We start from the raw sequence: 25,435 nt of genomic DNA, 5'->3' as shown, positions 1-25,435 counted from the left end.
CATGGCCATCGCGACGACGAGTCCCGTGACCGGACAGGTCCTCAGGAGCTTCGCCGAACTGACTCCCGGTGAACTCGAGGACAAACTGGCGCGGGCGGCGGCCGCCGCCGCCTCGTACCGGCTGACCAGCGTCGAGGAGCGGGCACGCTGGCTGCAGCACGCGGCCGAACGCCTGGAGAAGGAGGTCGAGAGCGTCAGCCGGATGATCACCGAGGAGATGGGCAAGACGTTCCGCGCGGCGGAGCAGGAGGTGGCCAAGTGCGTGCACGGGCTGCACTACTACGCCGCCGAGGGCCCCGGCTTCCTGCGGGACCTGGACGGTGACGCCGAACGCGTACAGGCCGAGCGGACGTTCGTGACGTACCAGCCGATCGGTGTGGTGCTCGCGGTGATGCCGTGGAACCTGCCCCTGTGGCAGGCCATGCGGTTCGCGGCGCCCGCGCTGATGGCCGGGAACGTGGGCCTGCTCAAGCACGCCTCGAACGTGCCGCAGTGCGCCCTGTACCTGGAGGAGCTCTTCCACGACGCGGGCTTCCCCGACGACGTGTTCCAGACCCTGCTGATCTCCTCGGGACGGGTGGAGCAGGTGCTGCGCGACCCGCGGGTGGCCGCCGCGACGCTGACCGGCAGCGAGCCGGCGGGCCGGTCGGTGGCCTCGATCGCCGGCGACGAGATCAAGAAGGTGGTCCTCGAACTCGGCGGCTCGGACCCGTTCATCGTCATGCCCTCCACCGACCTGGACCGGGCCACCGACGTCGCGGTGAAGGCCAGGTGCCTCAACAACGGGCAGTCCTGCATCAACGGCAAGCGGTTCTTCGTCCACCAGGACATCGGTGAGCGGTTCATCGAGATGTTCGTCGCGAAGATGGGCGCGCTGGTGGTCGGCGACCCGATGGACGAGCACACCGACGTCGGTCCGCTGGCCACCGAGTCGGGGCGCCAGGACGTGGCGGCCTACGTCGACGACGCGGTGGCCAAGGGTGCGACGGTGCTGCTGGGCGGCCGGATCCCGGAGGGGCCCGGCTGGTACTACCCGCCCACGGTGCTGACCGACATCACCCCGGAGATGCGGATGTACCACGAGGAGGTCTTCGGTCCGGTGGCCCAGGTGTGGACGGTCGCCTCGCTGGAGGAGGCGCTGCGGGAGGCCAACGGGCATCCCTACGGCCTCGGTTCCAACCTGTGGAGCGAGGACGAGGCCGAACGCGAGCTGTTCGTCCGGGACGTGCAGTCGGGCATGGCCTTCATCAACGGCAACACGACCAGCTACCCGGAGATCCCCTTCGGCGGCACCAAGCGCAGCGGCTACGGCCGTGAGCTGTCCGACCTCGGCATGCGCGAGTTCATGAACGCCAAGACCGTCTGGATCGGCCGGTGACCGCAGCCGGCCTCGCCGCCGCCCGTTCGAGCACGGCGGACCTGGCGGAGATCGTCTCCCGCACGGAGGACGCGCAGTGGGAGCTGCCCTCGGCGTGCGCGGGCTGGCGGGTCATCGACGTGATGGCCCACCTGGCGGCCCTCGCCACCGAGGCGGTGCACCCGCCGCCGCCGGACCCGGGTCTGCCGCGGAACCGCGAGCGCTACCACGACCTGCGCGTCGACGAGCGCCGGTCCCTGAGCCACCGGGAGGTCCTCGACGAGTGGCGGCACAGCACCCCGCGCCAGCTGGACCTGCTGGCGGCGGCGCAGGAGCCGGCCGGCGCCGACGAGCCGGTCGAGGTGGCCGGTCTCGGCACGTATCCGCGCCACCTGCTCGCGAACACCATGGCGTTCAACGTCTTCTGCCATCTGCGCGACGACCTGCTCGCCCCGGCCGGGCCGCTGCCGTTCGCCCTGCCCGCTCCGACCGGCGAACAGGTCGCGCCCGCGGTCGAGTTCATGCTCGCCGGACTCCCCCAGATGCAGGGCCCCGAACTCACCGCCGCCGTCACCGGACCGCTCGTCCTCGATCTGACCGGGCCGGGCGCCACCACGGTCACCGTGCGGCCCGCGGACGGCCCGGACGGCCGGCTGACCGTGGTCCCGGGCGCGGCCCCGGACTCGACGGCCGCGGTCCACAGCACCGCCCTGGAGTTCATCGCCTGGGGCACCACCCGCACGCCCTGGCGCGACCACTGCCGTGTCACGGGGGACAGTGCCACGGCGACACCGTTCCTCGACCTCCTGAACATCGTCTAGGCCTTGGCGCTCAGGCCCCCACGGTCCCGTCGACGCCCTCCCGCAGGAAGTCGGCGTGCCCGTTGTGACGGCCGTACTCCAGCAGGACGTGGATCATCACCATCCGCAGCGACACCTCCTCCTCCCACCGCGGCTGGTATCCGGCCCGGTCCAGGGATCCGGCCTCGCGCTCGATACGGCGGGAGACCGCCACCTCGGCCTCCCAGGCCGTGAACGCCTCCTGCCGGGTCGAGGCGCTCGCGTCGTAGGCCGCCTGGAAGTCGATCTCGTCGGACCAGACCATGGGTGCCTCGCGGTCCTCGAACACCCGCCGGAACCAGGCCCGTTCCACCTCGGCCATGTGCCGCACCAGGCCGAGCAGCGAGAGCGTGGACGGCGGCATGGACCGCTGCCGCAGCTCCTCGTCGGTGAGCCCCTCGCACTTCATGGCGAGGGTGGCCCGGTGGTAGTCGAGAAAGGCCCGCAGCATCTCGCGTTCGCTCCCGAAGGCGGGCGGTCCCGTGCGCTCGTCGCTGGTCACCGGCAACTCCTCTTCCGTTCCGATCCGTTGCGTCGTCCGGGACAGATCATCCACCGCGGCGCCCGCCGGCCGCGAGGCTCACCGCTCCCAGTACCGGGCGAGGGCCCCTTCCCGGTACGGGGCCGGGCTGACGCTGAGGTCACCGGCGAAGGGCCGGTCCAGGACGAAGACCAGGAGCAGGCTGAAGCCCACCAGTCCGGCGAGCGAGGCGACGAACAGGATCTGGACGCGCAGCTTGCGCATGCCGTAGAGGAAGGTGAGCGGGACCAGGACCAGCGCCCCGCCGACGGCCAGCACCTGGAGCAGTGGCGGCAGTTCCTGGCGTGCCATGGTGATCCGGGCGCGCCGCTGGGAGGACACGTCGTCGAGGTGGCCGACGGCCTGCTCGTAGAAGACCTGCTCGCGCTCGCTCTTCGGGTCGTAGGCCTGGAGCGCCCCGTAGGCGTCCTGGAGATGGGTCTCCGTGGCCCCGTAACTGGGGTGCCCGGCGCGCATCCGGGGCCACTGGTCGTCGACGACCGCGTGCACGTAGCCGCTCATCGCGCCCTCGACCCGGGTGCGCACCGCCTCGGGGAAGGAGGCGGCGTCGCGGGTGATGAGCGCCGCGTCGGTGGCCTCGGAGGCGACGATGGTCTGGGTGTCCTCCAGCTGCGTCCACAGGGTGACGATCACGAACGCGAGGATGATGCCGTAGATGGCGCCGAACATCCCGAGCGTCACCCCGACCATGTCGTTGTGCTCCCCACGCGCCAGGGTCGGGTACCTGCGACGCGTCAGCACACTGCCGGCGACGGCCAGCAGGACGGTCCCGCCGACGGTGACGACGGCCAGCGTGAGGGTGCTGAAGTGGTTGAGCAGCCAGAGCGACATGGGTGCGGAGTCTAGGCCGGTCGAAGCAGCCCGAAAGCCGCGTCTTCCTCCCGTACCGCGCCGGTACGGGAGGAAGTTCACGCCACCGGGTGAGCACCCGGGGAAGGGGTGTCAGAACACGCCCTTGTACCCCTGCCAGCCGGTGGCGATCTTCGTGCGCGCGCCGAAGGAGCCCTTGCCGTTGCCGTTGTTGCGCCACACGGTGCCGGAGGTGTCACGGGAGACGAGGTCGGCCCGGCCGTCGCCGGTGATGTCGCCGACGCCCACGATCACGTTGTACGACGAGCCCCAGTCGTCGAAGACCTTCACGCGGCCGGTGAGCTTGCCGGTCGAGGTGGAGTCGTAGCGCCACAGCTCGTTCGACCGGTCCTGCACCAGGAGGTCGCCGTAGCCGTCGCCGTCGAGGTCGCCCGCGCCCAGGACCTTCTTGTAGCCCGTCCACTTCGCGGCGATCTTCACCCTGGCGGCGAACTTGCCGGCGCTCGTCGCCTTGTAGAGGTAGACGTCCCCGGTGGAGGCCTGGCGGGCGATCAGGTCGGGCCTGCCGTCACCGCTGACGTCGCCCGGCGAGGTCAGCACGTCGTACTGGTTCCAGCCCGTGCCCAGCGAGGTGTACGCCGTGGACGGCGTCACCGCCGCCGCGCACCCGGGCCGGTAGGCGCGCAGCGTTCCGCTGCTGAACCGCACCAGCACGTCGTTGCACCGGTCGCCGTTCAGGTCGCCGAACGGCACCGCCTTCACGGTGGCCGGCCATCCGGAACCCGTCCGCTTCCCGGTGAGCGTCCCCTTTCCGGCCCCGTACTGGTACGTCAGGCCGCCCGAGCCGTTCAGCGTCAGCAGTTCGCCGAAGCCGTCCGACCCGACGAAGTCGCGGCGGGCCGGGGCGGCCCCGGTGACCTTGACCGTGCCCGTCCTGGTCAGGGCGGCGCCCTGGCCGTCCGCGGGGGTGACGGTCAGCTTCCAGGTGTAGGCGCCGTTGGGCACCAGCCGGCCGGATCCGTCCTTGCCGTTGAACGCCGGTGCCACCACGCCCCGCGCCGGACCGCCGGAGAGGGTCCGCACGGTCCTGCCCGCCGGGTCGGCGAGCGTCAGCCGCCAGGAGGCGGCGGGCTTGTTCAGCCACCACTTCGGCCCCCACTGCGCGGCCCCGCCCCTGACGTCCGCCGAGGCGGCGACGGTGGCGTCCCGCTGGGCGAGGGCGGAGACGGGCACGTCACTGGGGGTGAGGCGGACGGAGTTGTCGGAGCGGAGCTGCGCGATCACGCCGGTGTAGGGGTCCACGTCCCAGGCGTTCCCCTCGAACGCCCCGGCGGTGTGCGCCACGGCCGTCCCGCCGCGCACGTCGACCACCCTCAGCTGCCCGGCCCCGGACGTCGCGACGAAGCCGTCGCCTAGCTGCGCCCGCTCCCAGTCGGAGCCGGCCACCCGCACGTTCCGCCCGGTGACGGTGTCGTAGACGCCCAGTCCCTCCGAGCCGAGCACGCAGTTCCACATCAGCCACCGGCCGACCGCCTGGAAGTCGTTCAGCAGGCAGCCGCGCCCGAACCACACGTCGTCGCCCCGCTTCCCGGTGACCAGGTCGACGGGGTACACGCCGTCGTTGCCGGACGCCAGCCACAGGGTGGTGCCCCAGATCGCCCGCACGCTCTCCGTGGTCGTGTACACCGTGCGCCCGGAATCGAGGTCGAGGATCCTGGTCTCCGCCACGCCGGCGCTGTTGTACGGCCTGACCAGGGCGGCGAAGCGGCCGTTGGCCGCGGCCGCGGTCTGGTAGCCGGTGGAGCTGTCGATCCGGGTGCCGGGCATCGGGCGGCCGGCCCCGAGAACCTGGGGCTGCTGGGTGGCACTCGTACCGTAGCCGGAGAGCACCGTCCGGCCGTCGCCGGTGTCGAAGAACCGCGGGTGGCCCCCGACATAGCTGTCCGGAACGATCCGGCCGCGATCGGTGCGGGTCCCCACCGTGGGGGACCCGGCCACGCCGGTCTCCCGGGTGTACAGATACGACCAGTCGCCCACGGGGTCCAGCTCCGTGGTGGTCAACTCCCCCTGGGAGAGGTTCAGCTGGGAGACCGTGTGGGCGGTCCGCACGGGATACGCGTCGGCGACGCGGCGCACGGTGACCCCACCGCCCGCACCGGCCTCGATCCGGGAGACACCCCAGCGCTCCGTGTCGGGGCCGCCCGCGACCAGCAGCCCGCCGTCCGGGGTCGACACGGCCTGCCGTGACGTGCGGGCCAGCAGCGTCCGCGGCGCGGAGCCGTCGAGCGGGACGGCCTCGACCCGCGCGACCGCGCGATAGGTCACGCTGTTGCCCAGGGAGCCGTCGAACCGGGAGACGACGACGGTGTCCCCGACCATGCCCAGCACCTGTGCGATGTCGCCCACCCGCACGGTGCGCAAGGGCGCGCTCGGGTCCTGGCGGGAGGCGACGTACAGGGTGCCGCCGGAACACCACACCACGTGCGTGGGGCTGAGCGCGGCCAGTTCGGGCACGTCCAAGGTGTACGGCATCGCGGTGAAGCGTCCCCGCGCCAGGTCGAGCCACCCGGTGACGAAGTCGTCGCCCTTCCGGTACCGCAGCATTCGTCCGTGCGCGTCGGCCAGCCCGCCGACGGACGACACGTAGACGCCGGACGGGATGCCCTCGACCGTACGGTCGTCGAGGGAGCCGTCGACCCCGGCGTCCAGCAGATGCACCGCCACGTCGCCGGGCGGTCCCACCAGCGCGAGGACCGTCGACCCGAGCGTGCCGAAGTACGTGTACCCGTCCGGGAGCGCGACGGTGCCGGTCTCGCCGGACGTCATGTTCCGCAGCGTCACGGTCCTGGTGGGGATGTCGTACCGGGCGACGACGTCGGAGCCGGCGCCGGCGCTCGTGACGCCGTAGGCGTCCGTGCCGTCGGGGTCGACGACCGTGTCCACCCCGTCGTACGTCGTCCACAGCTGCCCCCGCCCCTCCTCGTACCGGAGGAACCCGGAGGGCCCCGCGCTCAGCAGGCCGGTCCGGGGGACCATGGACGTGGTGGCCGGGACGACCACCTCCCCGGCGACCGGCTCGCCCTGCGCGCTGCCGACCGTGAACAGGCCGATTCCGAGGGCGAGTGCGAAGGTGAGGGTGGTGGCGGTGGCGCTGCGTACGAGCGCGCGTCTACCCATGCGGGACCTCTTCGAGGACGGTAGGCGAAGCCACGGGGCGCGTGCGCGCACGCCTGCTGGCCGCACGCCGAGGACGTGCGGCACCCATGACGTTCGGACACCCCCCAGGCGCGTGGCCGGATACTAACACTTTACCTGTGCATGACCTGTGCATGGGAAGCGTCGGACCCTCGGCACTGCCCCCGGAACTGCCCTCGGGGCCCTGTCGGAAGCCGCCGGGTTCCGGTAAGGATGGACCGGCAAGTCGTAGGGGGCGAGGGGAAGTTCATGCACGCGTCGACAGAGCGGGACCGGTCGTCGGACGAACGGGACACCGCCCAGCGCGTGACCCGGCCCAGTGCGCTGGTCCAGCGGATGCTGGACCTCCAGCAGACGGCGGGCAACACCGCGGTGGCCCGCGTGGTCGCGCGGGAGAGGCAGCGGGAACAGCGCCAGGAGCAGCACCGGCACGGCCCGGGATGCGCGCACGAGGACCCGGCCGTCCAGCGCCGGGAGAGCCCGGGGCACGAGCACGAGGGTGCCGAGGACGCGCGGCCGGCGTCCCACCAGAGCCTCATCGCCGCCGCGATGGCGACACCGAGCAGCCCGCTGCCCGGCTCCTTCCTCACCAAGGCCAAGGCCTTCTACGGCAACGACGCCCTCTCCGCCGGCCGGGTCCACGACAACGCGACCGCCCAGCGGGCCACCGCGGCGCTGGGCGCCCGGGCCATGACCATCGGCCACCACATCTTCCTCGGCTCGTCGGCCGTCGGCGACACCGAGACCCTCGCCCACGAGGCCAGCCACCTCGACAAGAACCTCCGCGGAATCCGCGAGACGGGCAACGACAACGGCGCGGGCGTCGCGGTGACCGACCCCGGGCAGGGCTCGGAACGCGCGGCCGTCGCCGACGGCGCCGCCTTCACCGCGGGAGCGGCCACCGCGCCGTCCGTCGTCGCACGGAGCGCGGTCGCCCCGGCGGCGGAGGTCGGCCCCCAGGACGGCCCGGCGGTCCAGCGGGCGGTGTGGGAGTTCGACCAGGCCGCCAGCTTCAGCGACCCCCGCTCCGGCCAGGAGACCCGCTGGCGCAACCGGGCCAACCGGGACGACGTCCGCACCGCCACCCAGCTGGGCATCGCCGACCCCGGGACGCCGCGGCACGGGGACGTCTACGACGACGCGACCCAGCAGGTGCACAGCAGCGCGAACGCGAGGTTCTCCAAGAAGGGCACCATCCCGGACCGGGAGTACCCGCAGCGTGAGACCCGGACCCGCCGGGCCCTGGTCGAGGCCAAGCAGGCCATCGCGACCGCCCTGGCCCTGCTGGCGTCGGCGGGGGACACGCCGGGCGGCCAGTTGCTGACGGCACTCCAGTCGGGCTTCCCCGCGTTCCGGGCCGCCACCCCCGATCAGGTCGCCACCTTCCTGCCGCGGATCGTCGAGGTCGTGAGGCGCATCCAGGCCGGGCTGAACGCGCAGGGCGCGGAGATCGCCCTGGTGGGCGAGGGCAACGTGCCCCGTGGAGTCGCGGGCTGGGTCGGCTCCTCCTGGCACGACGTGTACAGCCGCGTGACCAACCCGGACCAGCAGAAGAGCGAGGAGCTCCCGACCCTGGACACCGGCCGCAGCGGCCCGATCAACCTGACGAACGAGGGCCAGAACGCCTGGTACATCGTCCACGAGGCGACACACCGGTTCGCCGGCACTCTGGACTACCAGTACAGCCCGCGCGACTCGGAGTTGCAGGAGGAGAGCTTCAACGCCGACATGGCCGCCGTCGCGCCCGAGGCGGCGGCGGCCAGCGAAACGGCCACGCTCGCCAAGCGCGCCCTGCGGGACCCCTCCACGTACAGCGGCGAGAACAACGACTCCAACCGGCAGCCGAACTGGTACGCCATGGGCCGGCGTGCCCTGATGAACGCCGATTCCTACGCCCAGTTCATCCTGACCGCGGCGGGGGCCCGGGCCCCGCGGTTCTGACCCGCCCCCCTCACCCGTACGGTGCCGGTCCGCTCACCCGTACGGTGCCGGTCAGCTCGTGCGGGCGGGCGGGGCGGGTGAGGGTGGCCGTGGCCGCGTCCGAGCAGGGGCGCCGGTCCGAGGCCCGCCCCCCGAGGAGACGCCGATGCCCGAGCGCACCGAGGCCAAGCCCGCCGAACCGTCCGTCGAGCGGGCCAACGACGCCGTCCTGCGCCGTTTCCCCTTCGACGACACCCAGGACCTGGACGACGCGCGGCGCGGCTTCCTCGGCACCGCCGCGGAGACCGTCGTCAAGAACGCGGACGGTGGCGTGGTCTGGGACCTGGACGCCTACGGGTTCCTGGCCGGCGACTGCCCGGCCACCGCCAACCCCAGCCTGTGGCGGCAGAGCCGGCTCTGCTCCGAGCACGGGCTGTTCGAGGTCACCGAGGGCATCTACCAGGTGCGCGGTTTCGATCTGTCCAACATGACGATCGTGGAGGGCGAGCGGGGCGTCCTCGTCATCGACCCCCTGCTGTGCGCGGAGACCGCGGCCGCCGCCCTCGCCCTGTACCGCGCCCACCGCGGCGAGCGGCCCGTGACCGCCGTCCTCTACACGCACAGCCACGCCGACCACTTCGGCGGCGTACGGGGGGTCGTCTCCGACGACGACGTGGCCGGCGGGGTACCCGTCCTCGCCCCGGAGGGCTTCCTGGAGCACGCGGTCAGCGAGAACGTCTACGCGGGCACCGCGATGGGCCGCCGCGCCGCCTACATGTACGGCGCGGCCCTGCCCAAGGGAGCGCGCGGACAGATCGGCACGGGCCTCGGGCAGACCACCTCGACCGGCGCGGTCACCCTGATCCCGCCGACCGCGTACCTCACGCGCACCGGGCAGACCGAGACCGTCGACGGCATCCGCATGGTCTTCCAGCTCACCCCCGGCACCGAGGCCCCGGCCGAGCTGAACATCCACTTCCCCGACCACGCGGCCCTGTGCATGGCCGAGAACGCCACCCACAACCAGCACAACCTGCTCACCCTGCGCGGCGCCCTGGTCCGCGACCCCCGGGTGTGGTCCCGCTACCTGACGGAGGCCGTCGACCTCTTCACCGGCTCCTCGGACGTCGCCTTCGCCTCGCACCACTGGCCGGTGTGGGGACGGGAGCGACTGACGCGGTACCTGACCGAGCAGCGGGACCTGTACGCCTACCTGCACGACCAGACCCTGCGCCTGCTCAACCAGGGGCTGACCGGGCCGGAGATCGCCGAGCGGATGGAACTGCCCCCGGTACTGGAGCGGGCCTGGCACACCCACGGGTACTACGGCTCGGTCAGCCACAACACCAAGGCGATCTACCAGCGTTACCTGGGCTGGTTCGACGGCAACCCGGCCCGCCTGTGGGAACACCCGCCGGTCGAGGCGGCCCGGCGGTACGTCGAGTTCATGGGCGGCACGGACGAGGTCCTGCGCCGCGCCCGGCAGTCCTACGCCGACGGCGACTTCCGCTGGGTGGCGCAGGTCGTCGGGCACGCCGTGTTCGCCGACCCGGACCACGCGGAGGCCCGCGCGCTCCAGGCCGACGCCCTCGAACAGCTCGGCTACGGCAGCGAGAACGGCACCTGGCGCAACTTCTACCTGACCGGCGCCTACGAACTGCGCAACGGCCAGGTCGGCACCCCCACGGTCACCGCCTCGCCCGACGTCGTGGCGGCGCTCTCCCTCGACCAGCTCTTCGACGCGCTCGCCATCCGGGTGGACGGGCCGCGCAGCTGGGACGCGGACATCACCGTGCGCTGGAACGTCGCGGGCCGTGAGCCGGTCACCACGCGGCTGCGCAACGGCGTCCTCACCACCGTCACCGGCACCGGACCGGCCGCTGCCGACCCCGACGTCGAGATCGGCCTCGCCGAGGCGGAGCTGCGCGGTCTGCTGCTCGGCACGCTCACCCCGGCGGAACTGGCCGCCCGCGACACCGTCACGATCACCGGCGACGCCGGGCGGCTCACCGAACTCGTCGGCCGCCTGGACTCACCCGACCCGGACTTCGCCGTGGTCACCCCCTGAGACCCCCTCCGGCACAAGACAGGCCGTCCGGCGTCCGCCGGGCGGCCTCTCGGCGTCGCTCCGACCCGTCCGGCCGGTGGACGGAGCTCCGGCGAGGCGCTCGGTTCCGGCCCGAACGCACCCCGACGGGATTCGCCTCTGGTCCCGGAGGGACTCGTGGGTGAACAATCCGGTGGTGTTTCCTGAACGAGACCGGAACCCGGCAGGTGCGCCTTCCGTCTTTCCTGATCGGGCAGGTGTCGTCGTCTAGCGAATCGGCCGGAAATTGAGATCCATACCACCGCGGGTTCCTTCGCGAACGAGCGACGGAACACCGCTCTCCGTCTGGCGTCGTCCCGGGGCGGTGCTCTGGACCGTGGCGGGTGCCACGGCCCTCGGTTTCCTCCTCGCCCTGGAGATCACCGCGCGACACTACGGCCTGCCCGGGCCGCTCACCAACCAGGCGCGGGAGGTGGTCTTCGCCCCCAAGTCGGGCTTCCTGCTCTACGCCGGCCTGACGCTGACGATGACCGTCCTCACCTGGCGGCAGCGGTTCCTCGCGCTGGCGGCCGCGATCGGCATCGACCTCGCCGTCGTCGCGGTCCGCTGGGCGCTCGGCGTCCAGGTGACCGACGGCCATCCCTTCGGCAACGGCGCGCTGTGGGTGATCCTGGGCACCGCGGTCGTCGCCGTCACCCGCCGCACCGGCCCGGAACGCGTCCTGCTGCTCAAGGGCGTCGGCCTGGGCCTGCTGCTGGTGACCGGCCGCAAGACCGGCGACACCTGGCTGCTCGTCACCTCCAGGACCCGCCCGACGGTCCTCGACCAGTACGTGGCCACCGCCGACCACGCGCTGGGGGACCCGTCGTGGCTGGTGGGCCGGATCGTCACCGCCACCGGTCCGGTCGGCTTCAACCTCCTCGACATCGTCTACGGCCAGCTCGCCGTGGCCGCGGTCGTCGTCGCGCTGTACCAACTGCGCAATGTGGCCGACGAGAGGGCCTTCCCCCGCCACCACCTGGTGCGCACCTTCCTGGTGATCGGTCTCCTCGGGCCGGCGATCTACATGGTCTTCCCGGTGGTCGGGCCGGTCTTCGCCTACGGCACCGGCGTCGAGCACTGGGCCTCGGTCAGCCTGTGGCCCGAGACGCCCGTCGGCGGCGCCGGCCACGCCCCCGGCCACTGGGAGGTCGCCGACCTGTGGCCGCGGACCATGCCGCCGGTCGATCCTCCCCAGCACATGCCGTTCGACACGTTCACCCCGCGCAACTGCATGCCCAGCCTGCACACGGCATGGGCCGTCGCGATCTTCATCCACTCCCGGAGCGGCCCGCGCCTGCTGCGCTACGCCGGCGCGTTCTGGCTGGTCGCCACCCTCACCGCGACGCTGGGATTCGGCTACCACTACGGCGTGGACCTCATCGCGGGCGCGGTGTTCACCCTCACCATCGAGGCGGCACTGCGCTCCTACGACCGCGGCTGGGACCGGCCGGGGCTGCGGTTCGCCGCCTACGGGGCGGCCCTCTTCACCGCGCTCCTGGTGTCGTACCGCTGGCTGCCGCTGGAGATGGCCAGGTATCCGTGGGTGTCGGGACCGCTGCTCCTGCTGGCGCTCTCCTCGGCCGTCTACGGCTACGTACGGACGCAGCGGCGAACCACGCCGGAACCCCTCCTGAGCCCCCGTCAGCCCGTGCGGCCGGAAGCCCTGCGGTAGACCGGCGCGGCCTTTCCCGGCCGGAGGGCGGCGGGCCCCGCGTGTGCCTATGGTGGGCGGGTGACAGGCGTTTCGCCGTGGACGCGGGTGCGCTCCAGGCTCTCGGCGCAGGGGCCGACGGCGGCCCGGATCCTGGTGATCGCGGTGATCTGCTGGCAGGCCGCGCTGTGGGCCGGCGCCGACCAGCCGCCGGTGTTCGCCGCCATCGTGCCGCTGCTGTGCCTGCGCGACGACTCCGCCTCGTCCCTGACGGCGCTGCTGCTGAGGATCCTGGGCGTGCTCGCCGGCGTGGCCCTGGGCGTCATCGTGGTGCACTTCTTCCGGCCCGACACGGCCGTACTCGCCGTCGTGCTGGGCCTGGCGCTGCTGTGCGGCGCGGTCATCGGCTCCGGTACGGCACTGAACGTGCAGGTGGCGGTGACCTCACTCCTGGTCTTCGCCAACCCCGCACCGGAGTCCTACGGCTTCGCCCGGCTGTGGGAGAACGCGCTGGGCGGCGCGATCACCGCCGTCCTCGGCCCGCTGCTCTGGCCGCGCGACCCGCGCCGCGAGGCGGCGACGCTGGCCCGGCGGTACGCCGACGACCTGACGACCGGCCTGGTCCGCGGCGCCCGCGCGATCGGCTCCCCGGACGCCGCGTACGCGAACCGGACGCGCACCGAGGCCGAGGCCGCCAGACTGCGCGGCTACGAGGACAGGGCCCGGGAGGCGCAGAAGGCCATGCGGTTCAACCCGCTGCGCCGGCGCCAGCGGGACACGGTGGCCGAACTCGGCGACCGGATCGGCCGCGCGGCCCGGGCGGCACCCCATCTCCTCGCCCTGGCCGCCGAGGTCGACTTCTTCACCGCCCGCGACGGCCCCACCGCGGCCCTCGCCCGCGCCCGGACCGGTCTGCTGCCGGTCGCCGAGGCCACCGCACGGGCCCTGCGAGCCCTCCTGGACGGGCGGGACCCCGGCGCGGACACGGCGGCCGCCCGCGCCGCTCTGGCCCGGTACACCAGGGAGGACACCGCGCCGGTGGCCGTACTGCTGCGCAGGCCGTTCACCAGGATCCTCGACCTCTGCGACGGCCCCGGGAACTGAGGGCCGCTCAGCCGGGCCCGTCCGGACCCCGGGAGAAGACCGTGTCACCGGCGGTCGCCACGATCGCGTCCTGGACGAGCAGCACACGCGGCGGGTAGTCCTGCGCCTTGTCCCCCGGGTCCGGCAGCGCGGACGTGCGCCACAGCGTCGCTCCGGTACGGCCGTCCAGGGCGAGCAGGCGGCCGAACCGGTTGGCGAAGTAGACCCGTCCGTACGTCGCCGACACCGCGGGCGCGGACAGGCTCTCCACGTCCGTCACCTTCCGCCACAGCTGCCTGCCGCTGTCCGCCGACACCGCGGTGACCGTCCCGTCGGAACGGACGAAGTAGACGACGCCGTCCACCAGGGTGGCCGCGCCGGTCAGCGGACGCGCCAGCGGAATCCGGCGGACCCGCCCGGTGTCCGGGGCCACCCGCAGCAACGCGTCGTACGGCCGTTCGTACCCGGACTCGTACACGTCCTCGGCGGTCTGCGGGGCGAGGAAAAGGGGCTGTCCGCCGGCCGTGCCGAGCGCGAGCGCCTTCTTCGGCAGGGTCGCGACCTTCGTCAGGCCGCCGGGTCCCGGCTTCAGCAGGTCGACCGGGCCCTGGCCCTCCTCGGTGCCCTGCGAGCACAGCACGTAGGCGACGCCTCCCAGCACCGTCGGGACGCAGTACCCGGCCGGCGAGGGCGCCCGCCACAGTTCCCTGCCCGAGGGTCCGTAGGCCACGAACGACGAGTAGTCCGGCGACATGGTCAGCAAACCGTCGTCGTACAGCACCGCGTCCACGGCCTTGTTGATGTCGCGCTGCCACCGCGGGCGCCCGGTGGCGGCGTCCAGCGCCAGCACCCGTCTCCCCCGGTCGTCCGGGTCCTCGTACACGTAGACCAGTCCGTCGCGGACGCCGATCGGCCGCGCCCCCTGCGGGCGGGTGCCGGTCCGCCACCGGGTGCGGCCGGAGGCCGCGTCGACCCGGGCGGCCGTGAACCCCGTACCACCACAGAAGAGGGCGTCGCCCTCCGCCACGCATCCGGAGGTGTCGTACTCGAGGGGGACGCCCGTCACGGCGGTCCGCAGCCTCGTGCGCCACGGCCGCCAGCCGTCGGGCAGGGACGCGGCACGGGCGCTGGGGCCGGAGGCGCCGGCCTCGGCGGCGGCCTGGTCCGGACCGGGCCCGAGGAGGGCGACCCCGGCCCCCAGCCCGGCGACCACCAGCACCCCGGCGAGAGCGGCGAGCAGCAGCCGGTTCCGGCTTCGCCTGCCGGTGCCCGTGCCGGTGGAGGTGGAAGTGGAGGTGGAGGTCGAGGTGGAAGTGGAGGTGGAGGTCGAGGTGCCGCCGCGGGTGGGGCCCGCGGCGCCCGTGGCGGCGGTGGCCGTGCCCCGGTCGGCGGGACGGCGCCGGGGGCCCGGGGACTCGTCGGCGCCGGACTCCGGCAGATCCCGGAGCATGCGGTGGATGTCCGTCAGGCCCGGCCGCGCGACCGGGTCCTTGTCCAGGCAGCGCTCGACGATGCCGAGGAACGCCTCGGGCACCCCGTCCAGGTCCGGGGTCCCGTGCACCACCTGATAGCCCGTTATGTACGGGCTGTCCGCGTCGAACGGTCCCGTGCCCGCCGCCGCGAACACCAGCAGCGATCCCAGGGAGAACACGTCCGAGGCCGGGGTGACGTCCCGGGGAGCGGCCAGCTGCTCCGGCGACATGAAGGGCGGCGTGCCGATCATCCGCCCGGTCGTGGTGAGGCTCTGGTTGTCGTCGGCGCGCGATATCCCGAAGTCGATGACGCGCGGCCCGTCCTCGGTCATCAGGACGTTGCGCGGTTTCAGGTCCCGGTGCACCAGGCCCGCCCGGTGGATGTCGCGCAGCGCCTCGGTGAGCCCCAGGCCCAGCGCGCGCAGTTCCCGCCCGCCCAGCGGACCGTCCCTCTCCACGACCTCGGCGAGGTTGGCGCCCGGCACGTAGAGCGTCGCCATCCACGGCCGTTCGGCGTCCGGGTCGGCGTCCACGACCGGCGCCGTGAAGGCACCGCTCACCCGCCGCGCCGCCGCGATCTCCTGCCGGAACCGCGTCCGGAACTCCTCCTCCTGGGCGTACGCCCCGCGCACCAGCTTGACCGCGACCTGCCGCCCCGAGGCGGAGACTCCCAGATAGACGACTCCCATGCCGCCCGCCCCGAGCCGACCGAGAAGGGTGTACCCGCCTATGGACTCCGGGTCCCCGGTGCTCAGGGGCGTCATCGCCGATCACCCTTCCCAACGCCTGCCTGCCTCACGGGGATCAGCGTAGGGCAGGCCGCTCCGGGCGCGGAGCCGCCCGGGTCACGCAGTGGGTCGCCGGATCCCGGCGCCGGTCCCCCGTCCCTTCCGGCGTTCCATACGAGTGGCGTTCGCGCAGCTCACAGCCGGTGCGAACGTTCCAGCGTCCCGGAACCCCGGTGGGTGATGGCGAACGGAACGCCCCGTGGCACAGGCTGAGGCCATCCGAGCACGGCACCTCGCCGGACCTGGCGGCCGTGCTCGTTCCCCGCCTTCGCGGCAGTCGGATTCCCGATGTTCAGAGAAAGCAGCCCAGTCATGCGTATCGCCACCCGTCTCGTCTCCCGCGCCGCCGCCTCCTCCATGGTCGTCGCCGCCGCCCTCGCGCTCGTCGGCCTCCAGGCCACCGGGCAGACCGCGGCCGCCGCGACCGTCAAGAAGGCCTCCCCGGTGGTCACCTGCACGGCCGCCAACACCAAGGTGACCGTCACCCAGGTGTCCCGTCCGATCAACCACCTGCTGCTCAAGGCCACCAACACCGGCACCAAGCCCTGCTACGCCGACATCGCCCCCTTCCTGCGGGCCGGCGCCGACGCCCAGGCCCCCGTGGCGTGGGCCGACGAGACCACCCCGCAGGCCGTGGTGACGCTCGATCACGGCCAGTCCGCCTACGCGGGCATCACGACGTCCACCCCGGAGGGCGAGGGCGGGGCCAAGGAGAAGACCCTGGGCGTGTTCTTCAGCGACCGCAACGGCCACGCGACGGGCAAGGAGACGACCCTGAAGCTGCCGAACGGCGGTGTCTTCTTCAACAGCGCGGCCGTCGTCACCTACTGGCAGGACAACGCCCAGGACGCGCTGGCCTGGTAGCCGCGGCCCCCAGGTGACCGGCGCCCCACGCCGGTCACCGGCGGCGGTGTGTCCTCCGGCGGCGGTGTCCTCCGGCGGGGCGGACACCCTCGGCCGCGGTCCCGTCCGCCAGGCGCCGGAGCGCACCCGAGCGCCGGGCGGACGGGACCGCGGCCGACCTGCCGCACGCGCCGCCACGACGGCTCTCAAGTCCGCGCCACGGGCGGCCGATGGATTGCGCAGGAACGATCAAGTCGAGAAAGGGCTGGTTCCTGTGACGTCAGTTTCGGTGCCCCGGTCGCCCGCGGGGCGCGACACGGTGGCCGCCGCCATCGAGGACCTGCGGGCCGGCCGGCCCGTGATCGTGACGGACGACGCGGGCCGGGAGGACGAGGGAGACCTGGTCATGGCCGCGCAGTTCGCCACCGCCCGGACACTGGGCTTCTTCGTGCGCTTCACCGGCGGGCTGATCTGCGCGCCGATGGCGCCCGAGGTGGCCGACCGGCTGGAACTGCCGCTGATGGTGCCGCCCGCCCCCGGCACGAGCCCGGACCTGGGCACCGGGACCGAGGCCCCGACCGCGTACACCGTGTCGGTGGACGCGGTCGGCACCGGCTCGGGCATCTCCGCCGAGGACCGGGCCCTGACGCTGCGGACCCTGGCCGACCCCGAGACCCCGCCCGGCCGGCTGGTCCGCCCGGGGCACGTGTTCCCGCTCCGGGCCCGCCCCGGCGGGACCGCCGAACGCCGGGGGCACACCGAAGCCACCGTCGACCTGCTGCGGCTGGCCGGCCTGTCACCGGTCGGCGCGATCAGCGAGGTCTGCGAGGACGACGGCTCCCTCGCCCGCGGCGACCGGCTGCGGGCCTTCGCCCGCGAACACGGGCTCACCGTCATCGCCATCGAGCAGCTCGCACCCCGTACGCGGCTCGGCGACCCGGCGCTCGGCGATCCGGCGCTCGGCGACCCGGCGCCGGCATGACCCCGACGCGACGGGCCACCGTCTTCGACCTGGACGACACCCTCATCGACACGGCCGGGGGCTGGGCCCGCGCCTGCGCGGCCTTCGCCGCCCGGCACGGACACCGGTGGAGCGCCGCGGACACCGCCGCACTCCACGGGAACGGCCACTGGGCGTCGTACGTCGCCGGTCTGTGCGGCGGCGGTGCCGACGCCGCACAGGTCGTCGAGGCCTGCACCACCGTCATGGTCGGCGAACACACCGCCGGCCTGGTGACGGCGCTGCCGGGGGCGCTGGAACTGGTCCTCGAAGCCGAACGGCACGGCCCGGTCGCCGTGGCCACCGCCAGTCCGCGCCGCTTCGTCCGCGCCGTCCTCGACGGCCTGGGGCTGACGGCCCGGCTGGGTGCCGTCGTGTGCGGTGAGGACGTGGTGCGGGCCAAGCCCGCACCGGACGCCTACCTCCACGCGGCCGCGCTGATCGGCGTCCCGCCCGCCGACTGCCTGGCCGTCGAGGACTCGCCGAACGGCATCCGCGCGGCGGCCGCCGCGGGCATGCGGATCCTCGCCATCCCCCGCGACGGCATGCGCCTGCCCGTCCCCGTCGCCCGGCTCGTCACGGACAGCGCCCACACCGCCGCCGACGCGCTCCCCCTGCTGCGCCGGCTGCTCGACGCCCGGCACGAGCCACAGCCACAGCCACTGGTACAGCCGCAGCCGCAGCCGCAGTGACACGGTGGCGGCAGCGGCCACGGCCGCTCGATGCCGTCGGCCGTCACGGCCGGGTGTCCCAGAACCGGCACCGGTGCCGGGCCGCGGTGCGCGCCGGGCCGGTGCGGTCCGGGACCAGGGACTGGACCGCGCCGGACCGCCAGGCCGGCGGGTCCGTGTCGGGCCGGAGCACGGCGTTCGGGTCACCCGTCCGCACGAAGCCGGTCCAGTAGTCGATCATCAGGCCGGCCAGCCGGTGCTGGGCCGTGTTCATGGTCCTCGGGCGGCCGCCCAGGTCGAACAGGTACGGGAGTTCACTCGCGTGCGGCGCGCCGAGCGGGAACGGCGGCGTGCCCGCGGTGAGCGAGGGGGCGTGCTCGTCCGCGAACTCGTAACGCCACACGGGGACCCGGGCGGAGAGCAGGGCGGCGGCGCGCAGGGTGGGGCAGGCGAAGTTGCTGTCTCCGATGACCGCTCCGAACACCGGGCCGCCGTCGGATCCGGTGACCGGGTACGCGCGGACGACCGCCGCCGCCCGTGCCGGACCAGGGAAGAACGCGGCCACGACGTCGGGCCAGGTGTCCGGGGTGACGGGGTTGCCCGCCTGGATGATTCCGGCCGCCCAGCCGTTGCCCTCGTCGCGGGTGTTGCCGATCAGCACCGGCACGTGGTGGAAACGGCCCCGTTCGAGGGCGGTGCCGGGGTCGTACGGCAGGAGCGCGGTGCCGTACGCGGGCTGCTGGTCGGCGTCCTGCGCGGCGAGCAGCCGGGCCACGCTCACGTGCCGCAGACAGGCCACGGCGTCCCGGACGCTCCCGCAGCCCACCTCCGCCGCGAACCGGGCCCCGGCCGCCCGCACCGCGGACAAGGACGCCGCGGCGGGTGCGAAGGGGCGCTCCGGCCTGCCGGTGCAGGGCCCGCTCTGGATGATCGCCCGCTCGAACAGGCCCGCGGCGGAAGGCGAGGCGAGCTGGGCGCAGACGCCGAAGCCGCCGGCCGACTCACCGGCCAGGGTGACGTCGCGGGCGTCACCGCCGAGGGCGCCGATGTCGGCCCGCACCCAGCGCAACGCCGCCTGCTGGTCGGCGAGTCCGAAGGTGCCGGAGCCGGGCAGGCCGTCGTGCCCGAGGAAACCGAGCGCGCCCAGGCGGTAGTTGACGGTGACCACCACGACGTCGCCGCGCACCGCCAGCCGGTGGGCGTCGTAGGAGCTGCCCGCGCCGGTGGTGAACCCTCCGCCGTGCAGCCAGACCAGTACGGGCTTCGGCCGCCGGGGCGAGGCGTCGGCGGGCACCGTCACGTTCAGACGGAGGCAGTCCTCGTCCGTGCTGCCGCCGGGCACCTCGCCGGCCTGCTGCGGGCACGCGCTGCCGGGCCGGGTCGCGTCCCGCACGCCGGTCCACGGGGCGGCGGGCCGTGGCGGGGCCCAGCGCAGGTCGCCGACCGGGGCGGCAGCGTAGGGGATGCCCTCGAAGGTGCGGTAACCGTCCCCGGCGCTGCCGCGCAGGGCCCCGTCGTGGGTCCGCACGACAGGAGCCGGTCGCGGTGCCCCCTCCGCGGCCCGGACCGGTACGGCGGTTCCTACGGTGGTCGAGGCGGCGGCCCATACGGCGGCCAGGCAGGCCAGGGTCGTGGTCAGTCGTCGTACCGTCATCGTCTCCCCCGGTGCGGTGGTTTCTCGGTGCGGTGCCGTGCGGTCTCGGTGCGGTGCGACGCGGTGGCCGTGCGGTCTCGGTGCGGTGCGGTGAATCCGCGGTCCCGGTCCCGCTCCCGGTCCGTGGTGTCAGCCGCCGCCCATGCCTCCCTGCGCGGCGACCATGGTCGTACGGAGTCCGCGCACGGCCTTCTCCAGACCCGGTGCGAGCGCGCCGAGCCGGCCGGTGAGGGCGTCGACACGGGCCCGGTCCGCGCGGCCGCCGTGGCCGTCCCGGCGCGGTGCGACCGAGGGGACCTCGCCCACCGCGCACAGGGCCGCCAGGGCGGCATCGCCGGTATCGGCGTCGGCGGCCGGCCCGACACCCCGCAGCACGGCCGACACATGACCGGTGAGCGCCGCGACGGCCGCCGGGTCCGCGACGGTCACCCGGCGCGCGGAGAACGGCGGGAGCGGCCTCCTGCGTGTGTCGACGGTGAGCGAACCGAGCGCCGCGAGCCGGTCCTCCACGGCCCGCAACGTCCGTGCCCGATGCCGCCGGACCAGGGTCTTCCACCCGTGCGGGGCGTCGGTGACCTCCTCCAGGACCCCGTCCAGCACCGGGTCACCGGCCGGCCCGGCCGCGGTCACCCGCCGCACCCCGTCGGCGCTCTCCACGAGATGACCGCGCAGGACGAGTTCGGTGAGTGCGGCGGCCCGGACGAGGAACCCCGTCCGGGTGCGGTCGTAGGGGCCCCGGGCGGTGTCGTCGAGGGCGAGCAGGTACATGCGGTAGGGCAGCGCGTCGGTCATGTCATCGACGCTAGGCACTCCACGGGCGCCGCTGATCCACCCCGGGTACGGACTCGCGATAGGCGTCGAGGTGGAGTGCCCCGCCGGCTCATCCTCAGGGACGACGCGGCCGGACGAGTCCGCAGTCGTAGGCCGCGACCACGGCCTGCACCCGGTCCCGCAGCCCCAGCTTGCGCAGGACCGCGGAGACGTGGTTCTTGACGGTGGCCTCCGACAGGGCCAGCTCCCGGGCGATCTCGGCGTTGGACAACGCCTGGCCGACCAGCGTGAGCACCTCGGTCTCCCGCTGCGACAGACTCTCCAGACCGTCCGGGGCGCTCATCCGGGGCGCGGTGCGCAACAGCCGGTCGAGCATGCGGCGGGTGACGCTCGGCGCCAGCGGCAGCTCCCCGCGCGCCGTGCCCCGGATGGCGTCGACCAGCTCGGTGGGCCGGATGTCCTTGAGCAGGAATCCGCTGGCCCCCGCCCGCAACGCCCCCAGGACGTGCTCGTCGATGTCCCACGTGGTCAGCACCAGCACCCGGGCCGCGGCGCCGTCGGCCACGATCCGCCGGGTCGCCTCGATCCCGTCCACGACCGGCATCCGTACGTCCATCAGCACGACGTCGGGGCTCGTCCGGCGCACCAGCCGTATCGCCTGTTCCCCGTCGGCGGCCTCACCGACGACCTCCAGGTCGTCCCGGGCGTCGATGATCATGCGGAATCCGGTGCGGACCAGGGCCTGGTCGTCGGCCACCACGACACGGATCGTCACGACGCGCCCTCCCCGGGCAGTCCCGCGGCGCGCTCCGCGCGCCGGGTCGCACCGCCCGTCGGCAGGGTCGCGCGCACGCCCCAGCCGCCGCCGTCGAGCGGACCGGCCCGGAGGCTGCCGCCGAGGGCCGCCGCCCGTTCCCGCATGCCCGTGAGACCGCGCCCCGAACCCGCCGGCACGGGCGACGGCGGCCGCGGCTGCCGCGCCCGGCCGTTGTCGGTCACCTCGATGTCCATCGCGGCCGCACCGAGGTGTACCGACACCCGTACCTCGTCGGCGTCGGTGGCATGGCGCAGGACGTTGGTGAGCGCCTCCTGGATGATCCGGTAGGCCGTGAGATCCGCGGCCGCCGACGTCCCGTCACCGCCCGGAACGTCCCCCGGGACGTCCCCCGGACCGTCCCGGCGTACGACGACCGACAGACCCGCGGCCCGCGTCACGTCCGCCAGCTCGTCCAGCCGGGCCAGCCCCACCGGCCCGTGCCCCGGCCCGTGCCCCGGCCCGAGCCCCGGCCCGTCGGCCTCTCGGTCGTCGTGGAACGCCCGCAGCAGCAGGCGCAGTTCCGCCAGGGCCGAGCGTCCCACGGCCTCGATGTCCCGCAGCGCCTGCCGGGCCTGTTCGGGACGGGCCGCGAAGCCGTCCTCGGCGGCGCTCGCCTGGATCACCATCACCGACACGGTGTGCGCGACCACGTCGTGCACGTCGCGTGCGATGCGGGCGCGTTCCTCGGCCACCGCCCGCCGCGTCTCGGCCGCCGCCCTGGCCCGCCGGGTCCGGTACAGCTCCCCCGCGGTCCAGGCCAGGGCCACGGCGAGCAGATAGAGCGGCAGCACGAGCCGGTCACCGGCCAGGAGCGCGAGCGGCGCCGGCGCGCACATCACCGCCACCGCCCACCGGGAGCTCCGCCCCGGCCGCGTCGCCGCCAGCACGCACAGCGCGACCTGCGCGGCGAGCAGCGCGCCCGTCAGGCCCACCGCGGGAAACAGCGCCCACAGCGCGAGCCCCGTCACCGTCGTCAGGCCGAGCACGGCGGCCGGAGCGCGCAGGACCCACCACAGCGCGGCGACCTGGACCACGGCCAGGCCCGACGCCACCCCCGGACGCCACCCCGAACCGGCCCAGACCGCCACCGCCGCCGCCGACGCCACCACCAGGGCCACCGCGGCCACCAGCGCCGAGCCGAGCACGCTGGTCACCAGCGCACCCGGCCCGAACCACGGCAGCCGCCGTCCCGGTTCCCGACTCACAGGTCAACCGTAGCGACAGCGGCCGCGACCGCGGCGCGGCCGACCCGGGTCCACCCCCGCGGGCAGGCACGCGCCCGGCACGTGTGATCCCGCCTTCCCCGGGCAGACGCCGCTCATCATGAGCAGCCTCGATCGGACCACCGCGGACGGGGACACACGGCACAGACCGCACGCGCGGGAGTCTCCGCCCCCGGCCCCCTCGACGGCGGAGCGGAGCAGCCGCGGCGGGCGGGACGCAGACGGCGGGCACGACTCTTCGCGGGCGCCGCTGCGTGACGACCGGGGTGCCGGGCGGGGCTTTTCGCCGGGGTCGCACGGCGCCAACCGGGGCTTCTCGCCAGAGCCGCACGGTGACGGCCGAGGCTTCTCGCCAGAGCCGCACGGTGACGGCCGAGGCTTCTCGCCAGAGCCGCACGGTGACGGCCGAGGCTTCTCGCCGGAGCCGCTCGGTGGCGGCCGGGTGGTGGGACTGGACGGGCTGCGGACCGTCGCCGTGGTGCTGGTCATCGTGTACCACGTGCGCCCGGACCTCGTGCCCGGCGGCTCGGTGGGCGTGGACGTCTTCTTCACGATCAGCGGTTTCGTCATCACCCGGCTGCTGGTCGCCGAGTACGCCCGTACCGGCCGGATCGGACTGTGGACGTTCTACCGGCGGCGATGGCTGCGGCTGATGCCGGCCCTGCTGGTGATGTGCGCGGTCGCCGCCCTGCTCTCCCTGGCGTTCCCGCTGCCGCTGTTCCGCGGGACGTGGGTGGCGGCGGTGCTGGCCGCGGGTTCGGTGGTCAACCTGGTGCGCGCCGGGGCTCCCGCGACCGCCACCGACCTCACCGCACCGCTCGGCCACACCTGGTCCCTGGGAGTGGAGGAGCAGTTCTACCTGGCCTGGCCGCTGCTGTTGCTGGTGCTGCTGCGGCGCGCGACGCCCCGGACGGTGCTTCGCGGGGTCGGCGTGCTGTGCGTCCTGCCGGTGCTGTGGCGGACGGTCCTGTGGGACCCCGCCGCCCTGCACCGCATCTACAACGGCCCCGACACCCGCGCCGACCAACTCCTCGTCGGCGCCCTGCTGGCCCTCGTCCTGGCCCGGCTCCGCGCCGACGACCCCCGCCTGGCGCTGCTGCGCCGCTGGGCGGGACGGCTCTGCCCGCCCGCGGTCGTACTGCTGGCGCTGATCGCCTGGCGGATCCCGATCACCGAGCACAACGGCTGGAGTCCGCTCTGGTACACCGTCGGGTTCCTGGCCACCGCCGTCCTGTCGGCCTGCGTGGTGGCCGGGCTGCGACTGTGCCCGCGGTCGTGGCCGTCCCGCCTGCTGTCGCTGTCCGCCCCGGCGTGGGTCGGGCGCAACCTCAGCTACGGGATGTACCTGTGGCACTACCCGGTCATCAGGCTCCTCCACGATCTCGGAGCGCGCGGTGGCCGGCTGCTCGCCCTCGGCCTCGTGGTCACGCCGGCCGCGGCCCTCGCCTCCTACGCGCTGCTGGAACGCCCGCTCCTGCGACGCCGCCCGACGCCCGCCGGCCCGCCGCAGCCGGCCGACGCGGTGGCGCCCGCCCCGGCCGCGTGACCAGCCCCGGCCGCGTGACCAGCCCTGGCCGCGTGACCCGCGCCGACCGCGTGACCAGCCCCGGCCGCGTGACCCGCGCCCGCCTCCGCGCGTGCGCCGGTCACACCCTGCGCCAGCGGGCGTTGGCCCAGGAGAACACCCCGAAGGCCATCAGGCCGACCGCTATCAGCACCAGCAGCCAGGGGCCCGCGGGGGTGTCGGCGAACGTCCGCAGGGTGTCGTCCATGCCCTTGGCCTTGCCGGGCTCGTGCTGGGCGGCCGCGGCGACGGCGAACCCGCCGGCGGTGGCGAACACGATGCCCCGGGCCGTGCCCCCGGACACTCCGAAGAAGGAGACGAACCTGTGCACCTTACGGGACATCTCGGACATCTTGAGGTGCTTCTCGAACTTGCGCATGACGGCCCGGACGGCGATCCAGACCCCGGCGGCGGTCACCGCGGCACCCGCGACGCCCACGATCCACTGACCACCGGGCCAGTCCAGCGCCTTCGCCGTGACGTCCTGGGAGTTCCGGTCGGAGCTCCCGCTGCCGCTGCCCTTGTCGCCGGCCGCGTAGGAGAGCACGGAGTACGCGACGAACCCGTAGAAGACGCAGCGGCCCGCGGCCATCGCCCTCTTGCCCGCCTTGTCGCCGTCCGGGCCCGCCTGCCCGAAGGCCGCCTCCGACAGCCGCCACAGGGCCATCCCGGCCAGGGCGATTCCGAGCAGCCACAGCAGAACGGTGCCGAAGGGCTTCTGGGCGATCTCGGCGATCGCGCCGCCCCGGTCGGCCTGCTCGCCCCCGTCGCCCCCGCCGGGGAAGGCGATCCGCAGGGAGAGCACGCCGATCAGCACGTAGATGACCCCTCGGGCGCCGAAGCCCGCGCGAGCCGCGACCTCGACCGCCTTGCTGTTCGCCGCACGTCGAACGGGACTGCGTCCACCCGCTGTTGCCGATTCAGTAGCCATGCCCTACCGGTTGCCCCGAAGGTCCCGGCAAAGACCGGGAGGTTTTCAGGCATGCCGGCCCGCAGCCGGGGTAGGCGCGGCATGCCGGGCGCCGACCGGCGAAGGACGAGCGCGAGCCAGTGGGAGGGCGCAGAATGCCGACGACGACCGTTCGGACCGCCGGGCAGAGGGTGGACGTTCCCGAGATCGCGGACCCTTCCAAGGTCGCGCCCAAGG

General features: G+C 74.1%; 19 protein-coding genes. 10 read left to right on the top strand and 9 right to left on the bottom strand.

Going from position 1 to position 25,435, the window contains the following annotated elements; translation table 11 throughout:
- Position 1: 1 nt before the first annotated feature.
- On the top strand, positions 2–1,378 hold the full coding sequence (locus ACFY3I_RS36790) for an NADP-dependent succinic semialdehyde dehydrogenase (protein WP_390865353.1): 1,377 nt from the start codon (positions 2–4) through the stop codon (positions 1,376–1,378).
- Positions 1,375–2,178: a maleylpyruvate isomerase N-terminal domain-containing protein gene (locus tag ACFY3I_RS36785; protein WP_390865352.1), complete on the top strand. Its 804-nt coding sequence runs from the start codon at positions 1,375–1,377 to the stop codon at positions 2,176–2,178. The genes ACFY3I_RS36790 and ACFY3I_RS36785 overlap by 4 nt, the downstream gene beginning before the upstream one ends.
- Before the next feature lie 10 nt (positions 2,179–2,188).
- Here ACFY3I_RS36785 and ACFY3I_RS36780 read toward each other — a convergent pair whose 3' ends face one another.
- From ACFY3I_RS36780 to ACFY3I_RS36770, 3 genes are all read right to left on the bottom strand, one after another.
- Positions 2,189–2,698: a DinB family protein gene (locus ACFY3I_RS36780; RefSeq protein ID WP_390865351.1), complete on the bottom strand. Its 510-nt coding sequence runs from the start codon at positions 2,696–2,698 to the stop codon at positions 2,189–2,191.
- Between the two features lie 78 nt (positions 2,699–2,776).
- A complete protein-coding gene (locus tag ACFY3I_RS36775; RefSeq protein ID WP_390865350.1) occupies positions 2,777–3,568 on the bottom strand; it encodes a DUF4239 domain-containing protein in 792 nt (263 codons plus the stop codon).
- A 111-nt stretch (positions 3,569–3,679) separates the two neighbouring features.
- Positions 3,680–6,724: an FG-GAP-like repeat-containing protein gene (locus ACFY3I_RS36770; RefSeq protein ID WP_390865349.1), complete on the bottom strand. Its 3,045-nt coding sequence runs from the start codon at positions 6,722–6,724 to the stop codon at positions 3,680–3,682.
- A 267-nt stretch (positions 6,725–6,991) separates the two neighbouring features.
- Here ACFY3I_RS36770 and ACFY3I_RS36765 point away from each other — a divergent pair, with 267 nt between their 5' ends.
- The 4 genes from ACFY3I_RS36765 (at position 6,992) to ACFY3I_RS36750 (ending at position 13,506) form a co-directional block, all read left to right on the top strand.
- Positions 6,992–8,683 carry a DUF4157 domain-containing protein gene (locus ACFY3I_RS36765; RefSeq protein WP_390865348.1) on the top strand — a complete coding sequence of 564 codons (1,692 nt, stop codon included), beginning with the start codon at positions 6,992–6,994 and terminating at the stop codon, positions 8,681–8,683.
- Between the two features lie 145 nt (positions 8,684–8,828).
- The gene (locus tag ACFY3I_RS36760) at positions 8,829–10,730 is read left to right on the top strand and encodes an alkyl/aryl-sulfatase (protein ID WP_390865347.1); all 1,902 of its coding nucleotides are present in this window, start codon (positions 8,829–8,831) and stop codon (positions 10,728–10,730) included.
- 355 nt (positions 10,731–11,085) lie between these two features.
- Positions 11,086–12,423, top strand: coding sequence for a phosphatase PAP2 family protein (locus ACFY3I_RS36755; protein WP_390865346.1), 1,338 nt, complete (start codon positions 11,086–11,088; stop codon positions 12,421–12,423).
- Between the two features lie 60 nt (positions 12,424–12,483).
- Entirely contained in the window at positions 12,484–13,506 is a 1,023-nt protein-coding gene (locus ACFY3I_RS36750; RefSeq protein WP_390865345.1) for an aromatic acid exporter family protein, read from the top strand.
- Positions 13,507–13,513: 7 nt separating this feature from the next.
- Here ACFY3I_RS36750 and ACFY3I_RS36745 read toward each other — a convergent pair whose 3' ends face one another.
- Positions 13,514–15,721 carry a PQQ-binding-like beta-propeller repeat protein gene (locus tag ACFY3I_RS36745; RefSeq protein ID WP_390865343.1) on the bottom strand — a complete coding sequence of 736 codons (2,208 nt, stop codon included), beginning with the start codon at positions 15,719–15,721 and terminating at the stop codon, positions 13,514–13,516.
- A gap of 336 nt (positions 15,722–16,057) precedes the next feature.
- Between ACFY3I_RS36745 and ACFY3I_RS36740 the strand changes: the two genes are divergently transcribed.
- From ACFY3I_RS36740 to ACFY3I_RS36730, 3 genes are all read left to right on the top strand, one after another.
- Complete coding sequence (locus ACFY3I_RS36740) at positions 16,058–16,609, top strand: DUF4232 domain-containing protein (protein WP_365286825.1); 552 nt, start codon at positions 16,058–16,060, stop codon at positions 16,607–16,609.
- A 253-nt stretch (positions 16,610–16,862) separates the two neighbouring features.
- On the top strand, positions 16,863–17,570 hold the full coding sequence (gene ribB, locus ACFY3I_RS36735; RefSeq protein WP_390865342.1) for a 3,4-dihydroxy-2-butanone-4-phosphate synthase: 708 nt from the start codon (positions 16,863–16,865) through the stop codon (positions 17,568–17,570).
- The gene (locus tag ACFY3I_RS36730; RefSeq protein ID WP_390865341.1) at positions 17,567–18,280 is read left to right on the top strand and encodes an HAD family hydrolase; all 714 of its coding nucleotides are present in this window, start codon (positions 17,567–17,569) and stop codon (positions 18,278–18,280) included. The genes ribB and ACFY3I_RS36730 overlap by 4 nt, the downstream gene beginning before the upstream one ends.
- 43 nt (positions 18,281–18,323) lie before the next feature.
- On the opposite strand, the gene ACFY3I_RS36725 is transcribed toward ACFY3I_RS36730, so the two are convergent.
- The 4 genes from ACFY3I_RS36725 to ACFY3I_RS36710 form a co-directional block, all read right to left on the bottom strand.
- Positions 18,324–19,913: a carboxylesterase/lipase family protein gene (locus ACFY3I_RS36725; protein WP_390865340.1), complete on the bottom strand. Its 1,590-nt coding sequence runs from the start codon at positions 19,911–19,913 to the stop codon at positions 18,324–18,326.
- A 129-nt stretch (positions 19,914–20,042) separates the two neighbouring features.
- Positions 20,043–20,705: a GPP34 family phosphoprotein gene (locus tag ACFY3I_RS36720; RefSeq protein ID WP_390865339.1), complete on the bottom strand. Its 663-nt coding sequence runs from the start codon at positions 20,703–20,705 to the stop codon at positions 20,043–20,045.
- A gap of 94 nt (positions 20,706–20,799) precedes the next feature.
- Positions 20,800–21,459, bottom strand: a complete 660-nt coding sequence (locus ACFY3I_RS36715; RefSeq protein ID WP_390865338.1) for a response regulator — start codon at positions 21,457–21,459, stop codon at positions 20,800–20,802.
- Complete coding sequence (locus tag ACFY3I_RS36710; RefSeq protein ID WP_390865336.1) at positions 21,456–22,706, bottom strand: sensor histidine kinase; 1,251 nt, start codon at positions 22,704–22,706, stop codon at positions 21,456–21,458. Before ACFY3I_RS36710 ends, ACFY3I_RS36715 begins: the two co-directional genes overlap by 4 nt.
- Positions 22,707–23,166: 460 nt before the next feature.
- On the opposite strand from ACFY3I_RS36710, the gene ACFY3I_RS36705 reads away from it, so the two are divergent.
- On the top strand, positions 23,167–24,270 hold the full coding sequence (locus ACFY3I_RS36705) for an acyltransferase family protein (protein ID WP_390865335.1): 1,104 nt from the start codon (positions 23,167–23,169) through the stop codon (positions 24,268–24,270).
- Positions 24,271–24,370: 100 nt separating this feature from the next.
- Here ACFY3I_RS36705 and ACFY3I_RS36700 read toward each other — a convergent pair whose 3' ends face one another.
- Positions 24,371–25,219, bottom strand: coding sequence for a DUF1206 domain-containing protein (locus ACFY3I_RS36700; RefSeq protein WP_390865333.1), 849 nt, complete (start codon positions 25,217–25,219; stop codon positions 24,371–24,373).
- Between the last annotated feature and the right edge of the window lie 216 nt (positions 25,220–25,435).

Origin of the sequence: Streptomyces sp. NPDC001068 (genome assembly GCF_042897315.1) — a bacterium.
In the GTDB taxonomy this organism is placed as follows: Bacteria; Actinomycetota; Actinomycetes; order Streptomycetales; family Streptomycetaceae; genus Streptomyces.
The sequence above is the reverse complement of the archived record's forward strand: the minus strand, read 5'-3'. Positions and strand labels throughout refer to the sequence as shown.